The sequence below is a fragment of the Sinomonas sp. R1AF57 genome (assembly GCF_002224485.1).
Lineage (GTDB): Bacteria > Actinomycetota > Actinomycetes > Actinomycetales > Micrococcaceae > Sinomonas > Sinomonas flava.
In genome coordinates, this window is record NZ_CP022463.1 from 1,596,999 (window position 1) to 1,612,990 (window position 15,992).

Annotated in this window: 14 protein-coding genes; 5 read left to right on the forward strand and 9 right to left on the reverse strand. The window is 70.1% G+C overall.

Going from position 1 to position 15,992, the window contains the following annotated elements:
- Positions 1-18 precede the first annotated feature (18 nt).
- Together tpiA and secG are read left to right on the forward strand one after the other, a co-directional pair.
- Complete coding sequence (tpiA, locus tag CGQ25_RS07305; RefSeq protein WP_208712473.1) at positions 19-831, forward strand: triose-phosphate isomerase; 813 nt, start codon at positions 19-21, stop codon at positions 829-831.
- Between the two features lie 71 nt (positions 832-902).
- Positions 903-1,160: a preprotein translocase subunit SecG gene (secG, locus tag CGQ25_RS07310; RefSeq protein ID WP_208712474.1), complete on the forward strand. Its 258-nt coding sequence runs from the start codon at positions 903-905 to the stop codon at positions 1,158-1,160.
- Between the two features lie 107 nt (positions 1,161-1,267).
- Here the strand turns inward: secG and pgl are convergent, their stop codons facing one another.
- The 6 genes from pgl to tkt are packed head-to-tail and all read right to left on the reverse strand — an operon-like array spanning position 1,268 to position 9,478.
- Positions 1,268-2,086 (reverse strand): 6-phosphogluconolactonase, encoded by an 819-nt coding sequence (pgl, locus tag CGQ25_RS07315; RefSeq protein WP_208712475.1) that lies wholly within the window; start codon positions 2,084-2,086, stop codon positions 1,268-1,270.
- Entirely contained in the window at positions 2,076-3,017 is a 942-nt protein-coding gene (locus CGQ25_RS07320) for a glucose-6-phosphate dehydrogenase assembly protein OpcA (protein WP_208712476.1), read from the reverse strand. The genes pgl and CGQ25_RS07320 overlap by 11 nt, the downstream gene beginning before the upstream one ends.
- Positions 3,014-4,567, reverse strand: coding sequence for a glucose-6-phosphate dehydrogenase (gene zwf, locus CGQ25_RS07325; protein WP_208712477.1), 1,554 nt, complete (start codon positions 4,565-4,567; stop codon positions 3,014-3,016). The genes CGQ25_RS07320 and zwf overlap by 4 nt, the downstream gene beginning before the upstream one ends.
- A 19-nt stretch (positions 4,568-4,586) precedes the next feature.
- On the reverse strand, positions 4,587-6,197 hold the full coding sequence (locus CGQ25_RS07330) for a glucose-6-phosphate isomerase (protein ID WP_208712478.1): 1,611 nt from the start codon (positions 6,195-6,197) through the stop codon (positions 4,587-4,589).
- Positions 6,198-6,199: 2 nt separating this feature from the next.
- Positions 6,200-7,327, reverse strand: coding sequence for a transaldolase (tal, locus tag CGQ25_RS07335; RefSeq protein WP_208712479.1), 1,128 nt, complete (start codon positions 7,325-7,327; stop codon positions 6,200-6,202).
- A gap of 18 nt (positions 7,328-7,345) precedes the next feature.
- Positions 7,346-9,478, reverse strand: coding sequence for a transketolase (gene tkt, locus CGQ25_RS07340; protein ID WP_208712963.1), 2,133 nt, complete (start codon positions 9,476-9,478; stop codon positions 7,346-7,348).
- Positions 9,479-9,877: 399 nt separating this feature from the next.
- On the opposite strand from tkt, the gene CGQ25_RS07345 reads away from it, so the two are divergent.
- On the forward strand, positions 9,878-10,822 hold the full coding sequence (locus tag CGQ25_RS07345) for a heme o synthase (RefSeq protein WP_208712480.1): 945 nt from the start codon (positions 9,878-9,880) through the stop codon (positions 10,820-10,822).
- Between the two features lie 91 nt (positions 10,823-10,913).
- On the opposite strand, the gene CGQ25_RS07350 is transcribed toward CGQ25_RS07345, so the two are convergent.
- Genes CGQ25_RS07350 through CGQ25_RS07360 form a run of 3 tightly spaced genes read right to left on the reverse strand, consistent with a single transcriptional unit; the run spans position 10,914 to position 13,586 of the window.
- Positions 10,914-11,852, reverse strand: coding sequence for a heme A synthase (locus CGQ25_RS07350; RefSeq protein ID WP_208712481.1), 939 nt, complete (start codon positions 11,850-11,852; stop codon positions 10,914-10,916).
- A 4-nt stretch (positions 11,853-11,856) separates the two neighbouring features.
- Entirely contained in the window at positions 11,857-12,597 is a 741-nt protein-coding gene (locus tag CGQ25_RS07355; RefSeq protein ID WP_208712482.1) for an ABC transporter permease, read from the reverse strand.
- The gene (locus tag CGQ25_RS07360) at positions 12,594-13,586 is read right to left on the reverse strand and encodes an ABC transporter ATP-binding protein (RefSeq protein WP_255405647.1); all 993 of its coding nucleotides are present in this window, start codon (positions 13,584-13,586) and stop codon (positions 12,594-12,596) included. The genes CGQ25_RS07355 and CGQ25_RS07360 overlap by 4 nt, the downstream gene beginning before the upstream one ends.
- A 136-nt stretch (positions 13,587-13,722) precedes the next feature.
- On the opposite strand from CGQ25_RS07360, the gene CGQ25_RS07365 reads away from it, so the two are divergent.
- Both CGQ25_RS07365 and sufB read left to right on the forward strand, forming a co-directional pair.
- Positions 13,723-14,505: a helix-turn-helix transcriptional regulator gene (locus CGQ25_RS07365; protein ID WP_369802305.1), complete on the forward strand. Its 783-nt coding sequence runs from the start codon at positions 13,723-13,725 to the stop codon at positions 14,503-14,505.
- Positions 14,505-15,992, forward strand: a complete 1,488-nt coding sequence (sufB, locus tag CGQ25_RS07370) for a Fe-S cluster assembly protein SufB (protein ID WP_255405648.1) — start codon at positions 14,505-14,507, stop codon at positions 15,990-15,992. The genes CGQ25_RS07365 and sufB overlap by 1 nt, the downstream gene beginning before the upstream one ends.

Consider the following 15,992-nt stretch of genomic DNA (forward strand, 5'->3'; position numbering starts at 1 on the left):
ACCCTCCAAGGAGACACTGTGACCACCTCTGCCAACGGCTCGTTCGAACGCACCCCGCTGATCGCCGGGAACTGGAAGATGAACATGGACCATCTCCAGGCCATCACGCTGACCCAGAAGCTCGCGTGGACGCTCGACGACGCCAAGCACGACTTCGCGCGCGTCGAGGTGGCCGTCTTCCCGCCGTTCACGGACCTGCGCGGCGTGCAGACCCTCGTGGCGGGCGACGACCTTCCGCTCGCCTACGGCGGGCAGGACCTCTCACAGTTCGACTCCGGGGCGTACACGGGCGACATCAGCGGCGCTTTCCTCGCCAAGCTCGGCTGCCGGTACGTCCTCGTGGGCCACTCGGAGCGGCGGACCGTGCACGGCGAGACCGACGAGGTGCTGGCGGCGAAGGTCAAGGCCTCGTTCCGTCATGGCCTCGTCCCCGTGCTGTGCGTGGGCGAGGGCCTGGAGGTCCGGCAGGCAGGCACGCACGTGGAGCACACGCTCGGACAGCTGAGGGCCGATGTCGAGGGACTCACCGCCGAACAGGCCGCCGCCCTCGTCGTCGCGTACGAGCCGGTCTGGGCCATCGGGACGGGCGAGGTTGCCGGCCCCGGCGACGCGCAGGAGATGTGCGCCGCCATCCGCTCCGAGCTCGCCGAGCTGTTCGGCGCGGACGCGGCCAACGCCACGCGGCTCCTGTACGGGGGCTCGGTCAAGGCGAACAACGCGGCCGCCATCCTCGCCGAGAAGGACGTCGACGGTGTGCTCGTGGGCGGCGCAAGCCTCGACGCCGCCGAGTTTGCTAGCATTGTCAGGTTCGAGAGCCACACGGCGGCCTAGCCGCCTGCCTTGACCAAGCAGCCTGCGCAGAGCAGGCACGAGACCGCCGCGAGAAAGGCCGGAGCTCCCACGTGGAAGTCCTGACGATCATCCTGCAGATCCTGCTCGGCATCACGAGCCTCCTGCTCACGCTGCTCATCCTCATGCACAAGGGCCGCGGAGGCGGCCTCTCCGACATGTTCGGCGGCGGCATGTCGTCTGGGCTCTCGTCGTCAGGCGTCGCGGAGCGAAACCTCAACCGCTTCACGATCATCCTGGGGGTCACGTGGGCGGTCGTCATCATCGCCCTCGGCCTCATCATGCGCATCACGAGCGTGGGCGACTCCTGACAGAGCCTCGGCATCGCTGACACCGGCGAGACACGGAAGGGGCGGGAGCAGCAACTGCTGCTCCCGCCCCTTCCGCGTTGCCGTTTTCGTCTCGGCTCCTCACGGCATCAGGCCGAGGCGGGCTCCTTGCGGACCAGTTCCACCGGGACCTTCGCGGCCGCTGCGGCGTCGATGAGCCACAGGGTGCGCGAGCGCCCCCGGGCGCCGGCTGCCGGCACCTGGACAGGTCCGGCGCCCGCTAGGGCGAGCCCGACGGCGCCGGCCTTGTCCTCGCCCGCCACGACCATCCACACTTCCTCCGCGGAGCGGATCGCGGGCAGGGTGAGGGAGATGCGCGACGGCGGCGGCTTGGGGGAGTTCTCGACCCCCACCACGAGCTTCTCGGTCTCGCGCACGGCCGCCATCTCCGGGAAGAGGGACGCGATGTGGGCGTCCGGGCCGACCCCCAGGAGGAGGACGTCGAAGCGGGGGAGGGGACCGGGCTCGTCGGGGCGGCGATCCGAGTAGTCCGCCGCGTGCTCCCGCGCGGCGGCTTCGGCGAGGCGGCGCGCGTAGTCCGCGGCGGCGTCGTCCGCGGTCGCGAACTCGCCCGCCGCGCCGGGCACGTGGACCCGCTCGGGATCGAGCGGGAGCTCGTCCAGCAGTGCCTTGGCGGCCTGACGGCTGTTCCGCTCGTCGGAGTCCGCCTCCACGAAGCGCTCGTCGCCCCACCAGACGTTGACCTTGGACCAGTTGACCGCGCCGCAGGCCGGAGACTGCCGGACCGCCTGGAGCGTGCCGATGCCGGTCGATCCGCCGGTGAGGACGACTGTTGCCTCCCCAAATCGGTCCTGGGTGTCCACGAGCTTCGTGATGAGCCGCGCCGCGATGGCGGCCAACAGCACCGACGAATCAGGATGGACACTCACACGGGGATCAGCGCTCACTCGGCTGCACACTCCTCAGGTTGGTGCGCGGCAGCCCCGAGGAGAGGACTTCGCCGAAGACCTCGTCCGGGTCGAGCCTGCGCAGTTCTTCGGACAGGCAGTCTTGCAGATTCCGCCGGGCGAGGGCAATGCGCTGCGGGGGCTGGCCGGGCTGGGTCAGCTCGGCGACGGTGAGGCCCGGTCGGTAGAGCTGGACGTCCCCGGTGCCGCGGTGCAGGCGCACCCGGCGGATCCCTGTCCCGGCGGGGTCGGCGACGATGGTCACTGGCGCGTCGAGCGCGAGCGTGAGCCAGGCCGCGAGCAGCGCCGTGCTCGGCGAGTCCGAGGCGCCCTCGACGGTCACACCCGTGACCGGGCTGTCGTCGACCTGGTCCAAGGCCGCGGCCAGCTGGATGCGCCAGTTGGTGAGCCGGGTCCAGGCCAGGTCCGTGTCGCCCGCGGTGTACGTCTCGCGGAGGCGGTACAGCGCCGCCGTCGGGTCCGGCTCGTTGCCGGAGTCGGTGATGCGGCGGTGGGCGATCCGCCCGATCGAGGTCTTCCCGGCGTTCGCGGGCGCGCCGTGAGGCCACCAGGCGACGATTGGGGCGTCGGGCAGGAGCAGGGCCGCCACGAGGGACTCGCTCTCCTCGGCCAGCATGCCGTAGCCGCGCAGGACGATGACCTCCGAGGCCCCCGCGTCCCCGCCCACCCGGATCTGCCCGTCGATGCGGTTCGCCGAGTCGCGGCCCGAGTCGACGAGGACGATGATCCGGCAGGGATGCTCCCGGCTCGCCTGGTTGGCCGCCTCGATGGCCTCTTCCTCGAACCCGTGCTTGGTGATGACCACGAGCGTGAGGACCCGGCCCAGGGCCACGACGCCGCCGCGGTGCCTGAGGTTGGTGATCTCCTTGGAGATCTTGGAGGTGGTGGTGTTGGGCAGGTCGATGATCATGGCCGCCTCCAGGAACGTCCGTCACGGGCCAGGAGCTCGTCCGCGGACGAGGGCCCCCAGCTGCCGGGTGCGTAGGGCTCGGGCTGCTCGCCCGTGCTGGCCCAGTACTCCTCGAACGGGTCCAGGATCTTCCAGGACAGCTCGACCTCTTCGTGCCGCGGGAACAGCGGCGGCTCCCCGAGCAGCACGTCCAGGATGAGCCGCTCGTAGGCCTCAGGCGAGGACTCGGTGAAGGAGTGCCCGTAGCCGAAGTCCATGCTCACGTCGCGGACCTCCATCTGGGTGCCCGGGACCTTGGAGCCGAAGCGGATCGTCGCGCCTTCGTCCGGCTGGACGCGGATCACCACCGCGTTCTGGCCGAACTCGGCCTCGGCCTGGTCCTGGAAGAGGAGGTTCGGTGCCTTCTTGAACACGACGGCGATCTCGGTCACCCGCCGCCCGAGCCGCTTGCCGGCGCGCAGGTAGAAGGGGACCCCGGCCCAGCGGCGGGTGTTGATGTCCAGGCGCACCGCCGCGTACGTCTCCGTGGTCGAGTCCGCGGGGATGCCCTCCTCCTCGAGGTAGCCCTTGACGAGCTCCCCGCCCTGCCACCCGCCGGAGAACTGGCCCCGGGCGGAGTGTGTCGAGAGGTCCTCGGGCAGCTTCACGGCTGCGAGGACCTTCTCCTTCTCGGCCCGCAGGTGCTCGGCGTTGAATGAGATCGGCTCCTCCATGGCAGTGAGCGCCAGGAGCTGCAGCAGGTGGTTCTGGATCACGTCGCGGGCCGCGCCGACGCCGTCGTAGTAGCCCGCGCGGCCGCCGGTGCCGATGTCCTCGGCCATGGTGATCTGGACGTGGTCCACGTAGTTGGCGTTCCAGATCGGCTCGAACAGCTGGTTTGCGAAGCGCAGCGCCAGGATGTTCTGGACGGTCTCCTTGCCGAGGTAGTGGTCGATGCGGAACACCGCGTCGGCTGGGAAGACGTCCTCGACGATCTCGTTCAGCGCCCGCGCCGAGGCCAGATCGTGCCCGAAAGGCTTCTCGATCACCACCCGGCGCCACTTGCCCTCTTCCGGCTGGGCGAGACCGTGCTTGGACAGCTGCCGGCACACCTGCTCGAAGGCCTTCGGCGGGATGGACAGGTAGAACGCGTGGTTACCCCGCGTCCCGCGCTGCTCGTCGAGTTCCTTGATCGTGTCCCGGAGGCGGACGAACGCGTCGTCGTCGTCGAACGTTCCCTGGACGAAGCGGATGCCCTGGCTCAGCTGCGCCCACACCGTCTCGTCGAACGGAGTCCTCGCGTGGGCCTTGACCGACGCCTTGACCTCCTCCGCGAAGTCCTCGCGCTCCCACTCCCGCCGGGCGAAGCCCACGAGGGCAAAGCTCGGCGGGAGCAGGCCGCGATTGGCCAGATCGTACACGGCGGGCATGAGCTTCTTGCGGGCGAGGTCGCCCGTCACCCCGAAGAGGACGAGCGACGACGGGCCGGCAATGCGGTTCAGCCGACGGTCCCGCGGGTCGCGCAGGGGATTGGCGGGCCGCCGGGCTCCGCCCTTGTCGTTCTCTGGCATAGCTGCTTTCTTCTTGTGGCTACCGGCCGAGCGTCGAGACGAGCTCGATCAGCGCTGCGACACCGGCACGGCGATCGGTCAGGTGGAGGCGGAGCACGGGACGGCCATGCTCCGCGAGCACTTGGGCGTCGCCGGCTGCCTGCGCCGCAATCAGCTGGCCGAACGTGAAGGGCCGGTCCGGGATGGAGACGTCCTGCGCGGCATCGGCCGTGATCTGCAGGAACACGCCGACGGCGGGACCGCCCTTGTGGTACTGCCCGGTGGAGTGCAGGAAGCGCGGGCCCCACCCGAACGTCGTTGGCCGTCCGGTCGCCGCGGCGAACCGGTCGCGGACCGATTCGAGCTCAGGGAACGCGAGTCGGTCGAGGTACGCCTGGACGCTCAGGTAGCCGTCCGGGCCGAGCTGGGCCAGGAGTGCCTTCACAGCTTCCTCGGCCGTCGACGCACCCCCGAGCCAGTCGCCGCCGCGCACCTCGATCGGGCCGTCGGTGAAGGCAGCCCGGGTCGGCTCGGGGCGGGCATCCAGGAGTCCGCGCGCAGCGACCTTGGCGGCCTCGACGTCGGGCTGGTCGAACGGGTTGATGCCGAGGAGCCGACCGGCGACCGCGGTGGCGAACTCCCACACGAACATCTGCGTCGCGAGGGTTCCGCCCACGGCGGCCTCGTCCGCGCCCAAGGAGGGCTCGGCGTCGGCCGAGACGAGCCGCACGACCAGCACATCGTCCGCGCCGGCGGAGACCTCGGGCGAGTCCACGGTCGCGACGACAGGGAGGACGCCGCGGCCGTTCTTGCCCGTCGATTCCGCGATGAGCTGTTCCGCCCAGTCGGCGAAGCCCGCGATCCCGGATCCGTCTTCGACGATCACGATCTTGTCCCGCAGGGGCGAGGTGCCGCCGAGCACGGCGCCGAGCTGGAGGCCGATGTTGTCCTCGGAGTCGTCGCGCAGGAGCTCGGCGGCCTCCTCGGCCTCATCGAGGAGCGTTTCGATGTCCACGCCCGCGAGCCCCGACGGCACAAGGCCGAACGCCGTGAGCGCCGAATACCGGCCTCCCACCGTGGGGTCGGCGTTGAAGACGGCGCGGTAGCCGGCCTCGCGGCTCGCCGAGTCCAGCGGCGAGCCGGGGTCCGTGACGACGACGATCCGGCGCGCCGCGTCGATGCCGGCTCCCGTGAAGGCCGCCTCGAACGCCCGCCGCTGTGAATCCGTCTCCGCCGTGGAACCCGACTTGGACGAGACGACGATGGCGGTGTTCTCGAGGCGTTCGGAGAGGGCCGCGGCGACCTGCTCGGGGTCGGTCGAGTCGAGGACGACGAGCGGCACGCCCGCCGTGGCGGCGATGACCTCGGGGGCGAGCGACGAGCCGCCCATGCCGCAGAGCACGATCCGGTCCACGCCCTCGGCGCGGAACTCGTCGCGCAGGGCGAGGATGTCCGCGACGAGCGGGCGGGAGACGGACGCTGCCTCGACCCAACCGAGTCGCTTCGCGGACTCCTCCTCGGCGTCCGGGCCCCACAGGGTGTGGTCCTTTGCGAAGATCCGGCTCGCGACGTTGTCTGCCGCGAGGGCGGGGGTGTGCGCTTCGACCGCCTCGCGGGCGGAGCCCGTCGCGTCGAAGGTGAGGGCGCTCATACTCAGGCCCCCTTCGCGTCGGCGGTCTTGGCGGAGGCGAGGGCGCCCTCGATGTCGGCCAGGAGCTCGTTCCAGGACGCGACGAACTTGTCCAGTCCCTCGGACTCCAGGACGGCGACGACGTCGTTGTAGTCGACGCCGAGGCCGGCCAGGGCATCGAGGTGCGCGTTCGCGTCAGCGTAGGTTCCGGTGACGGTGTCGCCCGTGACCTCGCCGTGGTCGAAGGTAGCCTCGAGCGTCTTCTCCGGCATGGTGTTCACGACGCCCGGGGCGACGAGGCCCGTGACGTAGAGGGTGTCCGGAAGGCTCGGGTCCTTGACGCCTGTGGAGGCCCACAGCGGACGCTGCGGCCGCGCGCCGGCATCGGCGAGGAGCTTGAAGCGCTCGGAGGAGAACTCCTCCTCGTAGACCTGGTAGGCGAGGCGGGCATTGGCCAGGCCGGCCTTGCCCTTGAGGGCCTTGGCCTCGTCCGTGCCGATCTTCTCGAGGCGCTTGTCGATCTCGGTGTCCACGCGGGAGACGAAGAACGAGGCGACCGAGTGGATCTGGGACAGGTCGTGTCCGTTGGCCTTGGCCTTCTCGAGCCCGGTCATGAAGGCATTGATGACCTGGCGGTACCGCTCGAGGGAGAAGATCAGGGTGACGTTGACGCTGATCCCGGACGCAAGGGTCTCGGAGATCGCCTCCAGGCCTTCAACCGTGGCCGGGATCTTGATGTGCACGTTGGACTTGGCGACCTTGGCGTGGAGCTTCTTGGCCTCGGCGATGGTCGCAGCGGTGTCCCAGGCCAGGCGCGGGTCGACCTCGATCGAGACGCGGCCGTCGACTCCGCCCGTGGCCTCGGCAACGGGGGCGAAGAGGTCGCATGCGTCCGCGACGTCCGCGGTCGTGAGCTCGAAGACGGCGCGCTCGACGTCGGCGCCCTCTGCCGCGAGGGAGGCGAGGGTCGCGTCGTAGCCGTGGCCCTTCGTGATCGCCAGGTGGAAGATGGTCGGGTTCGTGGTCACACCGACCACGTTCTTCTCCTCGATGAGGGCCTTGAGGGAGCCGTCGGTGAGGCGGGCACGGGAGAGGTCGTCGAGCCAGATCGAGACGCCGGCGTCGGAGAGGGCCTGAGTCGGGGTGGTCATGGTGTCCTCCTGGTGGGGTCAGGCCGCGGTGGCGGCGAGGGAGTCCTTGGCGGCGGCGGTCACGGCCTCCGCGGTGATGCCGAACTCGCGGAACAGGGTCTTGTAGTCGGCGGACGCGCCGTAGTGCTCGAGGGAGACGGTGCGGCCGGCGTCGCCGACGAACTCACGCCAGCCAAGCGCCAGGCCGGCCTCGACCGAGACGCGGGCCTTCACGGCGGCGGGGAGCACGGAGTCCTGGTAGGTGGGGTCCTGGGCCTTGAACCACTCCACGCACGGCATGGACACCACGCGGGCGGCAATGCCATCGGCGGCGAGGGCCTCACGGGCCTGGACGGCGAGCTGGACCTCGGAGCCCGTGGCGATGAGGATCACCTCGGGGTCCACGTCCTTTCCGTCGCGCTGGGCCTCGGCGAGCACATAGCCGCCGCGGGCGGTGCCTGCGGCATCGGCGAAGCCGCCCTCAGCGCGGTCCCAGACGGGCAGGTTCTGGCGGGTGAGGACGATCCCGGCGGGGTGGTCCGTGTTCTCCAGGATGGCCTTCCACGCCTGGGCGACCTCGTTCGCGTCGGCGGGGCGCACGACGTCGAGCCCCGGGATGGCGCGCAGCGACGCGAGCTGCTCCACGGGCTGGTGGGTCGGGCCGTCCTCGCCGAGGCCGATCGAGTCGTGCGTCCACACGTACGTGGACGGGATGCCCATCAGGGCCGAGAGGCGGATTGCGGGGCGCTGGTAGTCGGAGAAGATCAGGAACGTGCCGGAGAAGGCACGGGTCTTCCCGCCGAGCGTGATGCCGTTGACGATGGCGGCGGCGGCGTGCTCGCGGATGCCGAAGTGCAGCACCCGGCCGTACTCGTTGCCCTTCCACGCCCCGGTGGAGCGGGAGGAGGGGATGAACGAGGGGGATCCCTCGATCGTGGTGTTGTTCGACTCGGCCAGGTCGGCGGACCCGCCCCAGAGCTCGGGCAGGACCGGGCCGATCGCGTTCAGGACCTTGCCCGAGGCGGCGCGGGTGGAGACCTCCTTGCCTGCGGGGAACACCGGCAGGGACTTCTCCCAGCCGGCGGGGAGCTGGCGGGCTTCGATCCGCTCCTGCAGCTTCGCGGCCTCGGGGTTCGCCGCCTTCCAGGCGTCGAAGGACTCCTGCCAGGCGGCCTTGGCGGCCTCGCCGCGCTCGATGGCCCCGCGGGTGTGCGCCAGGACCTCGGGGTCGACCTCGAAGGACTTCTCCGGGTCGAAGCCCAGGATCTCCTTGAGCGCAGCGACCTCGTCCGCCCCGAGGGCCGAGCCGTGGATCTTGCCCGTGTTCTGCTTGGTCGGAGACGGCCAGCCGATGATGGTCCGCAGCGAGATGATCGAGGGGCGCCCGGTCTCGGCCTTGGCCGCCACGAGCGCGTCCCACAGGCCCTGCACGTCTTCCTTGTACTCGCCCGAGGCGGTCCAGTCGACGCGCTGGGTGTGCCAGCCGTAGGCCTCGTAGCGCTTCAGGACGTCCTCGGTGAAGGCCACGTCGGTGTCGTCCTCGATGGAGATGTGGTTCTCGTCGTAGATCACCACGAGGTTGCCCAGCTCCTGGTGCCCGGCGAGGGAGGAGGCCTCCGAGGTCACGCCCTCCTGCAGGTCGCCGTCGGAGGCGATGACCCACACCGTGTGGTCGAACGGCGACTCGCCGGTCGGCGCCTGCGGGTCGTAGAGGCCCCGCTCGCGGCGCTGCGAGTACGCGAAGCCCACCGAGGAGGCAAGGCCCTGCCCGAGCGGGCCGGTGGTGATCTCCACGCCCTTGGTGTGCCCGTACTCCGGGTGGCCCGGGGTGAGCGAGCCCCACGTGCGAAGCGACTCGAGGTCTTCCAGCTCCAGGCCGTACCCGGCCAGGAACAGCTGGATGTACAGCGTGAGGGAGGAGTGCCCGGGGGAGAGGATGAACCGGTCCCGGCCGATCCACGTGGGATCGGCGGGGTCGTGCCGCATGAGCTTCTGGAACAGCAGGTACGCCGCGGGGGCGAGGCTCATCGCCGTGCCCGGGTGCCCGTTGCCCACCTTCTGCACCGCGTCCGCAGCCAGCACACGCACTGTGTCCACAGCCTTGCGGTCCAGATCCGTCCAGACCAGTTCTTGTACATCCACAGCAGGCACTAAGACCGAGCCCCTCTCCATTGCTGACGGCAAGCAGCCTCCGGCGAGCCCGCGAAAAATGGTGGGCCTGCGACGCACTGCCAGCCGTTCACCATCGAAACGTTGTCTGCGGACGTCCACGTCCTGGCGGGGGCCGGCAGGACACATGGCATGTAAGGGACGTCCAGCTCACATACTAGCCACGAGCTGGGGTCCGACGAGAGGGTGTTCCCGAAATTTGCCGCGATATTCCGCAGTGTGAATCACGCGACCTGCGTGCCGGCGTGATGCCGCGGAAATCCGCCGGACATGCGGGGCCGGCGCGGAATCGGGGCCAGCACGGCCGCCGGGTATCATGGAGGCGGCCACGTGCGCCTTCGAGGCCGCGTCACGGCCCGCACCTCAACTGAGTGATACCGAGTAGAACAGAGTCGCGCACCCGTGAGTACAGCAGACGCACCCGTTGCCCAGTCCGGATCAGCCAAGCTCGGTCTGCGCCGCAAGGTCAAGGCGTACGTCGCCCTCACGAAACCTCGCGTCATCGAGCTCCTCCTCGTCAGCACCCTGCCCACGATGATCTACGCCGAGCGGGGGTTCCCGTCGTTCGGCCTCATCCTCGCAACCATGGTGGGCGGCGCGTTCGCGGCGGGCAGCGCTGGCGCCTTCAACTGCTACATCGACCGCGACATCGACCGGCTCATGCGCCGCACCGTGAACCGGCCGCTCGTCACGGGCGAGGTGACGCCCCGGGAAGCACTGGCGTTCGCGTGGATCCTCGGCATCGCCTCACTCGCCATCCTGTGGTTCGGGGCGAATCCGCTCTCCTCGGTGCTCGGGGCCGCTGCGATCTTCTTCTATGTGGTCATCTACTCGCTCGTGCTCAAGCGCCGCACCGCGCAGAACATCGTCTGGGGCGGTGCCGCGGGCTGCTTCCCCGTGCTCATCGCCTGGGCCGCCGTCACGAACACGGTCGAGTGGCCGGCGATCATCCTCTTCATGGTCATCTTCCTCTGGACGCCGCCGCACTACTGGCCGCTGTCCATGCGCTACGGCGATGACTACCGCAACGCGAATGTCCCCATGCTCGGGGCCATCGCCGGAGCGAAGATCGTGGCCGTCCAGGTGGTCCTCTACGCCTGGGCCATGGTGATCTGCTCGCTGCTGCTGATCCCGCTCGGCCGCGCCGGCTGGGTGTACACGGTGGCCGCGGTCGCGAGCGGGATCTGGTTCCTGTACGTCTCGCACGCCCTCTACACGCGCACGCAGCGGGAGGAGATCGAGGACAAGAAGGCCATGAAGGTCTTCCACGGCTCGATCAGCTACCTCACCGTCCTGTTCCTCGCCCTCGCGGTGGACCCGTTCGTGGGGGCACCGCTCGTCGGCTGACGCCCAACGCGCCAGACGCACCAAGGGCCACACCGGATTCCGGTGTGGCCCTTCGCGTCTGTGCGCATCCTCGGAACGCGGGCTGCCGATCCTAGGCGCGTGGGCTGTGCTTTGCGATGTCCGCGGTGTTCACTGCCGCTGCGACGAGCAGCGCGGCCACGACCATGTGGGTCCCCACCAGCAGCGGCGGGATGCCGGTGTAGTACTGCGTGATGCCGAGGACCGTCTGCGCCACGGTGAGCGCCAGCAGCGCGGCGACGCCGTTGCGGTACGCGCCTCGCGCTCGGTACCGGACGGCCACCCAGATCCCGAACAGCGCGCCGAAGGCCACGAGATAGGCGGGGACCGCGTGGATGTGGGAGAAAAGGTCCCAGTCGAGCCCGTTGCGGGGAGCATCGGCGTCGCCCGCGTGGGGGCCCGCACCGGTCACCGCCACACCGAGCACGACGGCGGCGCCCGCTGCCACCGCTGTGGCCGCGGCCGCGGGGAATGCCGAGCTCGGAAGCGCGGGGTAGGAGCGGTCCATGAAGCGTCCCGTGCGCCCGAACGCGCGGTTCACGAGCAGCATCGCCAGGACGACGAGCGCCATGGAGACGAGGAAGTGCAGCCCCACGACCCACGGGTTGAGCTGGGTGAGCACGGTGATGCCGCCGATGATCGCCTGCGCGGGGACGCTCGCGAGCAAGCCCACGGCCAGCCAGAACAGGTCGCGGCGCTCCTTCCGCAGGTTCCAGAGCATGACGAGCATCGCGAGGGCCACCGCTGTGAGGGCGAACGTCAGCAGGCGGTTGCCGAACTCGATGACCCCGTGCAGGCCCATCTCGGCGGTCGTGGTGAGCGATTCCGCCGTGCATCGAGGCCACGTGGGGCAGCCCAGGCCGGACGAGGTCAGGCGCACGGCGCCGCCGGTGCCGATGAGGACGATCTGCCCGACGAGGGATGCAATCGACAGGGCGCGGATGCGGCGGTCCACCTCGCGCGGAAGCCGCGCCGCGAAGCGCTTGAGGACGGTCGGGCCAGTGGTGGTCATGAGATCAGCTCCATCGGAACCAGCGGGTGGCGGCCGTGCCGACGAGCACGGCCCACAGGGCGAGGACCCCGGCGGCGCCGAGGTCGAGGGTGCCGTCGAGGAACGCGCTCCGCAGCGCGTTTCCGAGGGCGCCCGAGGGCAGGAATCCGACAACGGGGGCGAGCGCGGCCGGGAGACGGGTGGCGGGGAGCACGATCCCGCCGAAGAGGCCGAGGAGGATCCAGACGAGGTTTGTCACGGCGAGGGTCGCCTCGGGACGCGCGGTGCCGGCGATGAGCAGGCCGAGGGCCGTGAAGGCCGCCGCCCCGAGAGCGAGGAGCGGGACGCCCAGGACGATGCCGGCGGCCGCCGGCTTCCAACCCAGAGCGAGGGCAGTGCCGCCGATGACGACGGTCTGGACGGCGAGGACCACGAGCACCGCGAGGACCTTGCCCGCGATGAGGCCCCCGCGCCCGAGGGGGGTCGTGGACAGGAACCTGAGGACTCCGTACCGGCGGTCGAACCCGGTCGCGATGCCCTGCCCGGTGAAGCCGACGCTCATGGTGCACAGCGCGAGCACGCCTGGCGCCGCGACGTCGACCCGGCTCGGCCCGAGCCCGTCGAGGAAGGGCGTGACGCTCAGGCCGATGAGGGCGATGAGCGGGAGGACGATCATGAGGATGAGCTGCTCGCCATTGCGCAGCATCGCGACGGTCTCGTAGCGTCCCTGCTGCCAGATCCGGCGGGGGAGGGTCGCGGCCTTCATGCGGCCTCACCCGCGCGCCCGGCGGCCGCCGCCTCCGACTCGGACTCGGCGGCGATCGCGAGGAACACGTCCTCGAGATTCTGCGCTCCCAGCTCGAGGCTGCGCGGCATGATCCCGCGCCTCTCCAGCCACGCTGCGAGCGCGAGGAGATCCGCCGGTGCGAGCTCGCCGTCGACCGTGTACTGCCCGGGCGAGCGCTCGGTGACCTCCAGGCCGGGGCGGCTGCCGAAGGCGTCGGCGAGCGGGAGCGCGGGATCCGAGGCGAGGCTCAGGCGGCGCTGGGCCGGGCCGCGGTGGGCGGCGAGCTCCGCAACGGTGCCGCTCGCCACGACACGGCCCCGGTCCAGGATGTGGACGACGTCGGCCAGTCGCTCGGCGTCGTCGAGGAGGTGCGTCGTGAGGACCACGCCGAGCCCGTCCCGGCGCAGCCCGTCGATGAGGTCGACCACCAGCTGCCGGGACTGCGGGTCGAGGCCCGCACTGGGCTCGTCGAGGAAGACCACCTCCGGACGGCCGACCAGCGCGCAGGCGAGGGCCACGCGCTGCTTCTGGCCGCCGGAGAGACGGCGGATGGTGGTCGAGGCGAAGTCGTCGATGCCGAGGCGTCCGGCGAGCTGGTCAACGTCGAGCGGGTCGGTGTACATCCCGGCGACATGGCGCAGGAGCGCCACGGGGCGGGCCGAGGGTGGGAGACCGCCCTCCTGGAGCATGATGCCGACACGCGCGCGCAGTTCGGCGCTCGCCGTTTCTGGGTCCTCCCCGAGCAGCCTGACCATTCCGTCCGTGCGGCGCTGGAGGCCCTGGGCGCATTCGAGGGTCGTGGTCTTCCCCGCGCCGTTGACACCGAGGATCACGGTGATCTCGCCCGCATTCGCTGTGAGGTCGACGCCGGCCAGGACCCTCTTCATCCGCCCGTCGAGGGATGGGAGTGGGCCGACGTCCTTGACCAGGCCTTCGATCTCGAGGCAGGGGGTACCGGTTCTGAGCACCCGTACATTCTACGCGGGGTAGTAGGATCGGCCGGGCGGGCGGTTCCGGGACCAAAGTCCCCTTCCGCGGTTCGCTACCGGCGTGATAAGCCTCTCCTTACTGGAGACCTGCGGAATATTAGGCAATGATTGTGTTGTGTATTCCGTGACGACGCCGAAGCCTGCGCAGCACGCCGCCGGGCGCCCAGCACCGCGTCCGGCCGATTCCGAGGACCGCACGCGAGACCGCGTCCTGAGTGCCGTGCTCGAGCACGGCCCTGTCAGCGCCGCCGAGCTCGGCGACATGCTGAACGTGACTCCCGCGGCCGTGCGCCGCCACCTCGACGCGCTCACGGAGGCCGGCGTCGTCGAAGTCAAGCGCGTCGCGACCTCAGGGACGGGCGCAGGCCGGCCGGCACGTCGCTACGTCCTTACCTCCCGAGGCCAGTCCACCATCGGGGACGACTACCTCGACATTGCCCGCAAGGCCCTCGAACGCCTGGCAGAGGTCGGCGGGCGCAGCGCCGTTGAGGACTTCGCCCACGAGCGGTTCGCGGCGATGGAGCGGCGCTACCAGCCGCTCGTCGACGCCGCGGGCGACGACGTCGAAGCCCGGTCACGGGCCCTCGCCGAGGCGCTCACTGCCGACGGCTTCGTGGCTTCGGCCGCGTCGGTCCAGGGGAAGGCGCCCCTGCCCGCGCACCTCGCAAGCGTCCAGCTCTGCCAGGGACACTGTCCCGTCCAGCAGCTGGCGGCCGAGTTCCCCGTGTTCTGCGACAGCGAGACCGCGGCGTTCTCCCGCCTCCTCGGCGTGGACGTCCGCAGGCTGTCAACGCTCGCCCAAGGCGGGCACGTGTGCACCACCCACATACCCACCGGGAGGGCCAAGCTGACGCCGGCCGACCCGGAGACCGCAACCAAGCAGCACGAGAGGCCGTGATGACGGATCAATTAGCTGACAACGCCACCGCACGGGCCGTGGGCGCCGACGGCGCCGAGACCACGGTGATCACCGAGATCCTGGAGAAGAACCCGGAGCTCCACGGGATCGGCACCTACGAGTACGGCTGGGCCGACAAGACCGACGCCGGCGCCAACGCCAGGCGCGGCCTCGACGAGGACGTGGTCCGCGATATCTCGGCCAAGAAGGACGAGCCCGAGTGGATGCTCGACCTGCGCCTCAAGGGCCTGAAGTACTTCGACCGGAAGCCGATGCCGCTGTGGGGAGCCGACCTCTCGGGCATCGACTTCGACAACATCAAGTACTTCGTGCGCTCCACCGAGAAGCAGGCGCAGTCGTGGGAGGACCTCCCCGAGGACATCCGCACCACGTACGAGAAGCTCGGCATCCCGGAGGCCGAGCGCGCGCGGCTCGTGGCCGGCGTCGCCGCCCAGTACGAGTCCGAGGTGGTGTACCACCAGATCCGCGAGGACCTCGAGGCCCAGGGCGTGATCTTCCTCGACACCGACACCGCGCTCAAGGAGCACCCCGAGTTCTTCCAGGAGTACTTCGGCACGGTCATCCCGGTGGGCGACAACAAGTTCGCCTCGCTCAACACCGCCGTGTGGTCCGGCGGCTCCTTCGTGTACGTGCCCAAGGGCGTGCACGTCGAGATCCCGCTCCAGGCCTACTTCCGCATCAACACGGAGAACATGGGCCAGTTCGAGCGGACGCTGATCATCGCGGACGAGGACTCCTACGTCCACTACATCGAGGGCTGCACGGCCCCGATCTACACGTCCGACTCGCTGCACTCCGCGGTCGTCGAGATCATCGTCAAGAAGGGCGCCCGCGTCCGCTACACGACGATCCAGAACTGGTCGAACAACGTGTACAACCTCGTGACCAAGCGCGCGATCTGCCACGAGGGCGCCACCATGGAGTGGATCGACGGCAACATCGGCTCCAAGGTCACCATGAAGTACCCGGCCGTCTACCTCGTGGGCGAGCACGCCAAGGGCGAGACCCTCTCGATCGCCTTCGCCGGCGAGGGCCAGCACCAGGACACGGGCTCGAAGATGGTGCACATTGCGCCGAACACGAAGTCCTCGATCGTGTCCAAGTCCGTGGCCCGTGGCGGCGGGCGCGCGGCGTACCGCGGCCTCGTCCAGGTCCGCGAGGGCGCCAAGCACTCGGCCAACACGGTGCGCTGCGACGCGCTGCTCGTGGACACCGTCTCGCGCTCCGACACGTACCCGTACATCGACATCCGCGAGGACGACGTCGTGCTCGGCCACGAGGCGACCGTGTCCCGCGTGTCCGAGGAGCAGCTCTTCTACCTCATGTCCCGCGGCCTGCCGGAGGACGAGGCCATGGCGATGATCGTGCGCGGCTTCATCGAGCCGATCGCGCGCGAGCTCCCCATGGAGTACGCCCTCGAGCTGAACCGTTTGATCGAACTGCAGATGGAAGGGTCCGTCGGCTGA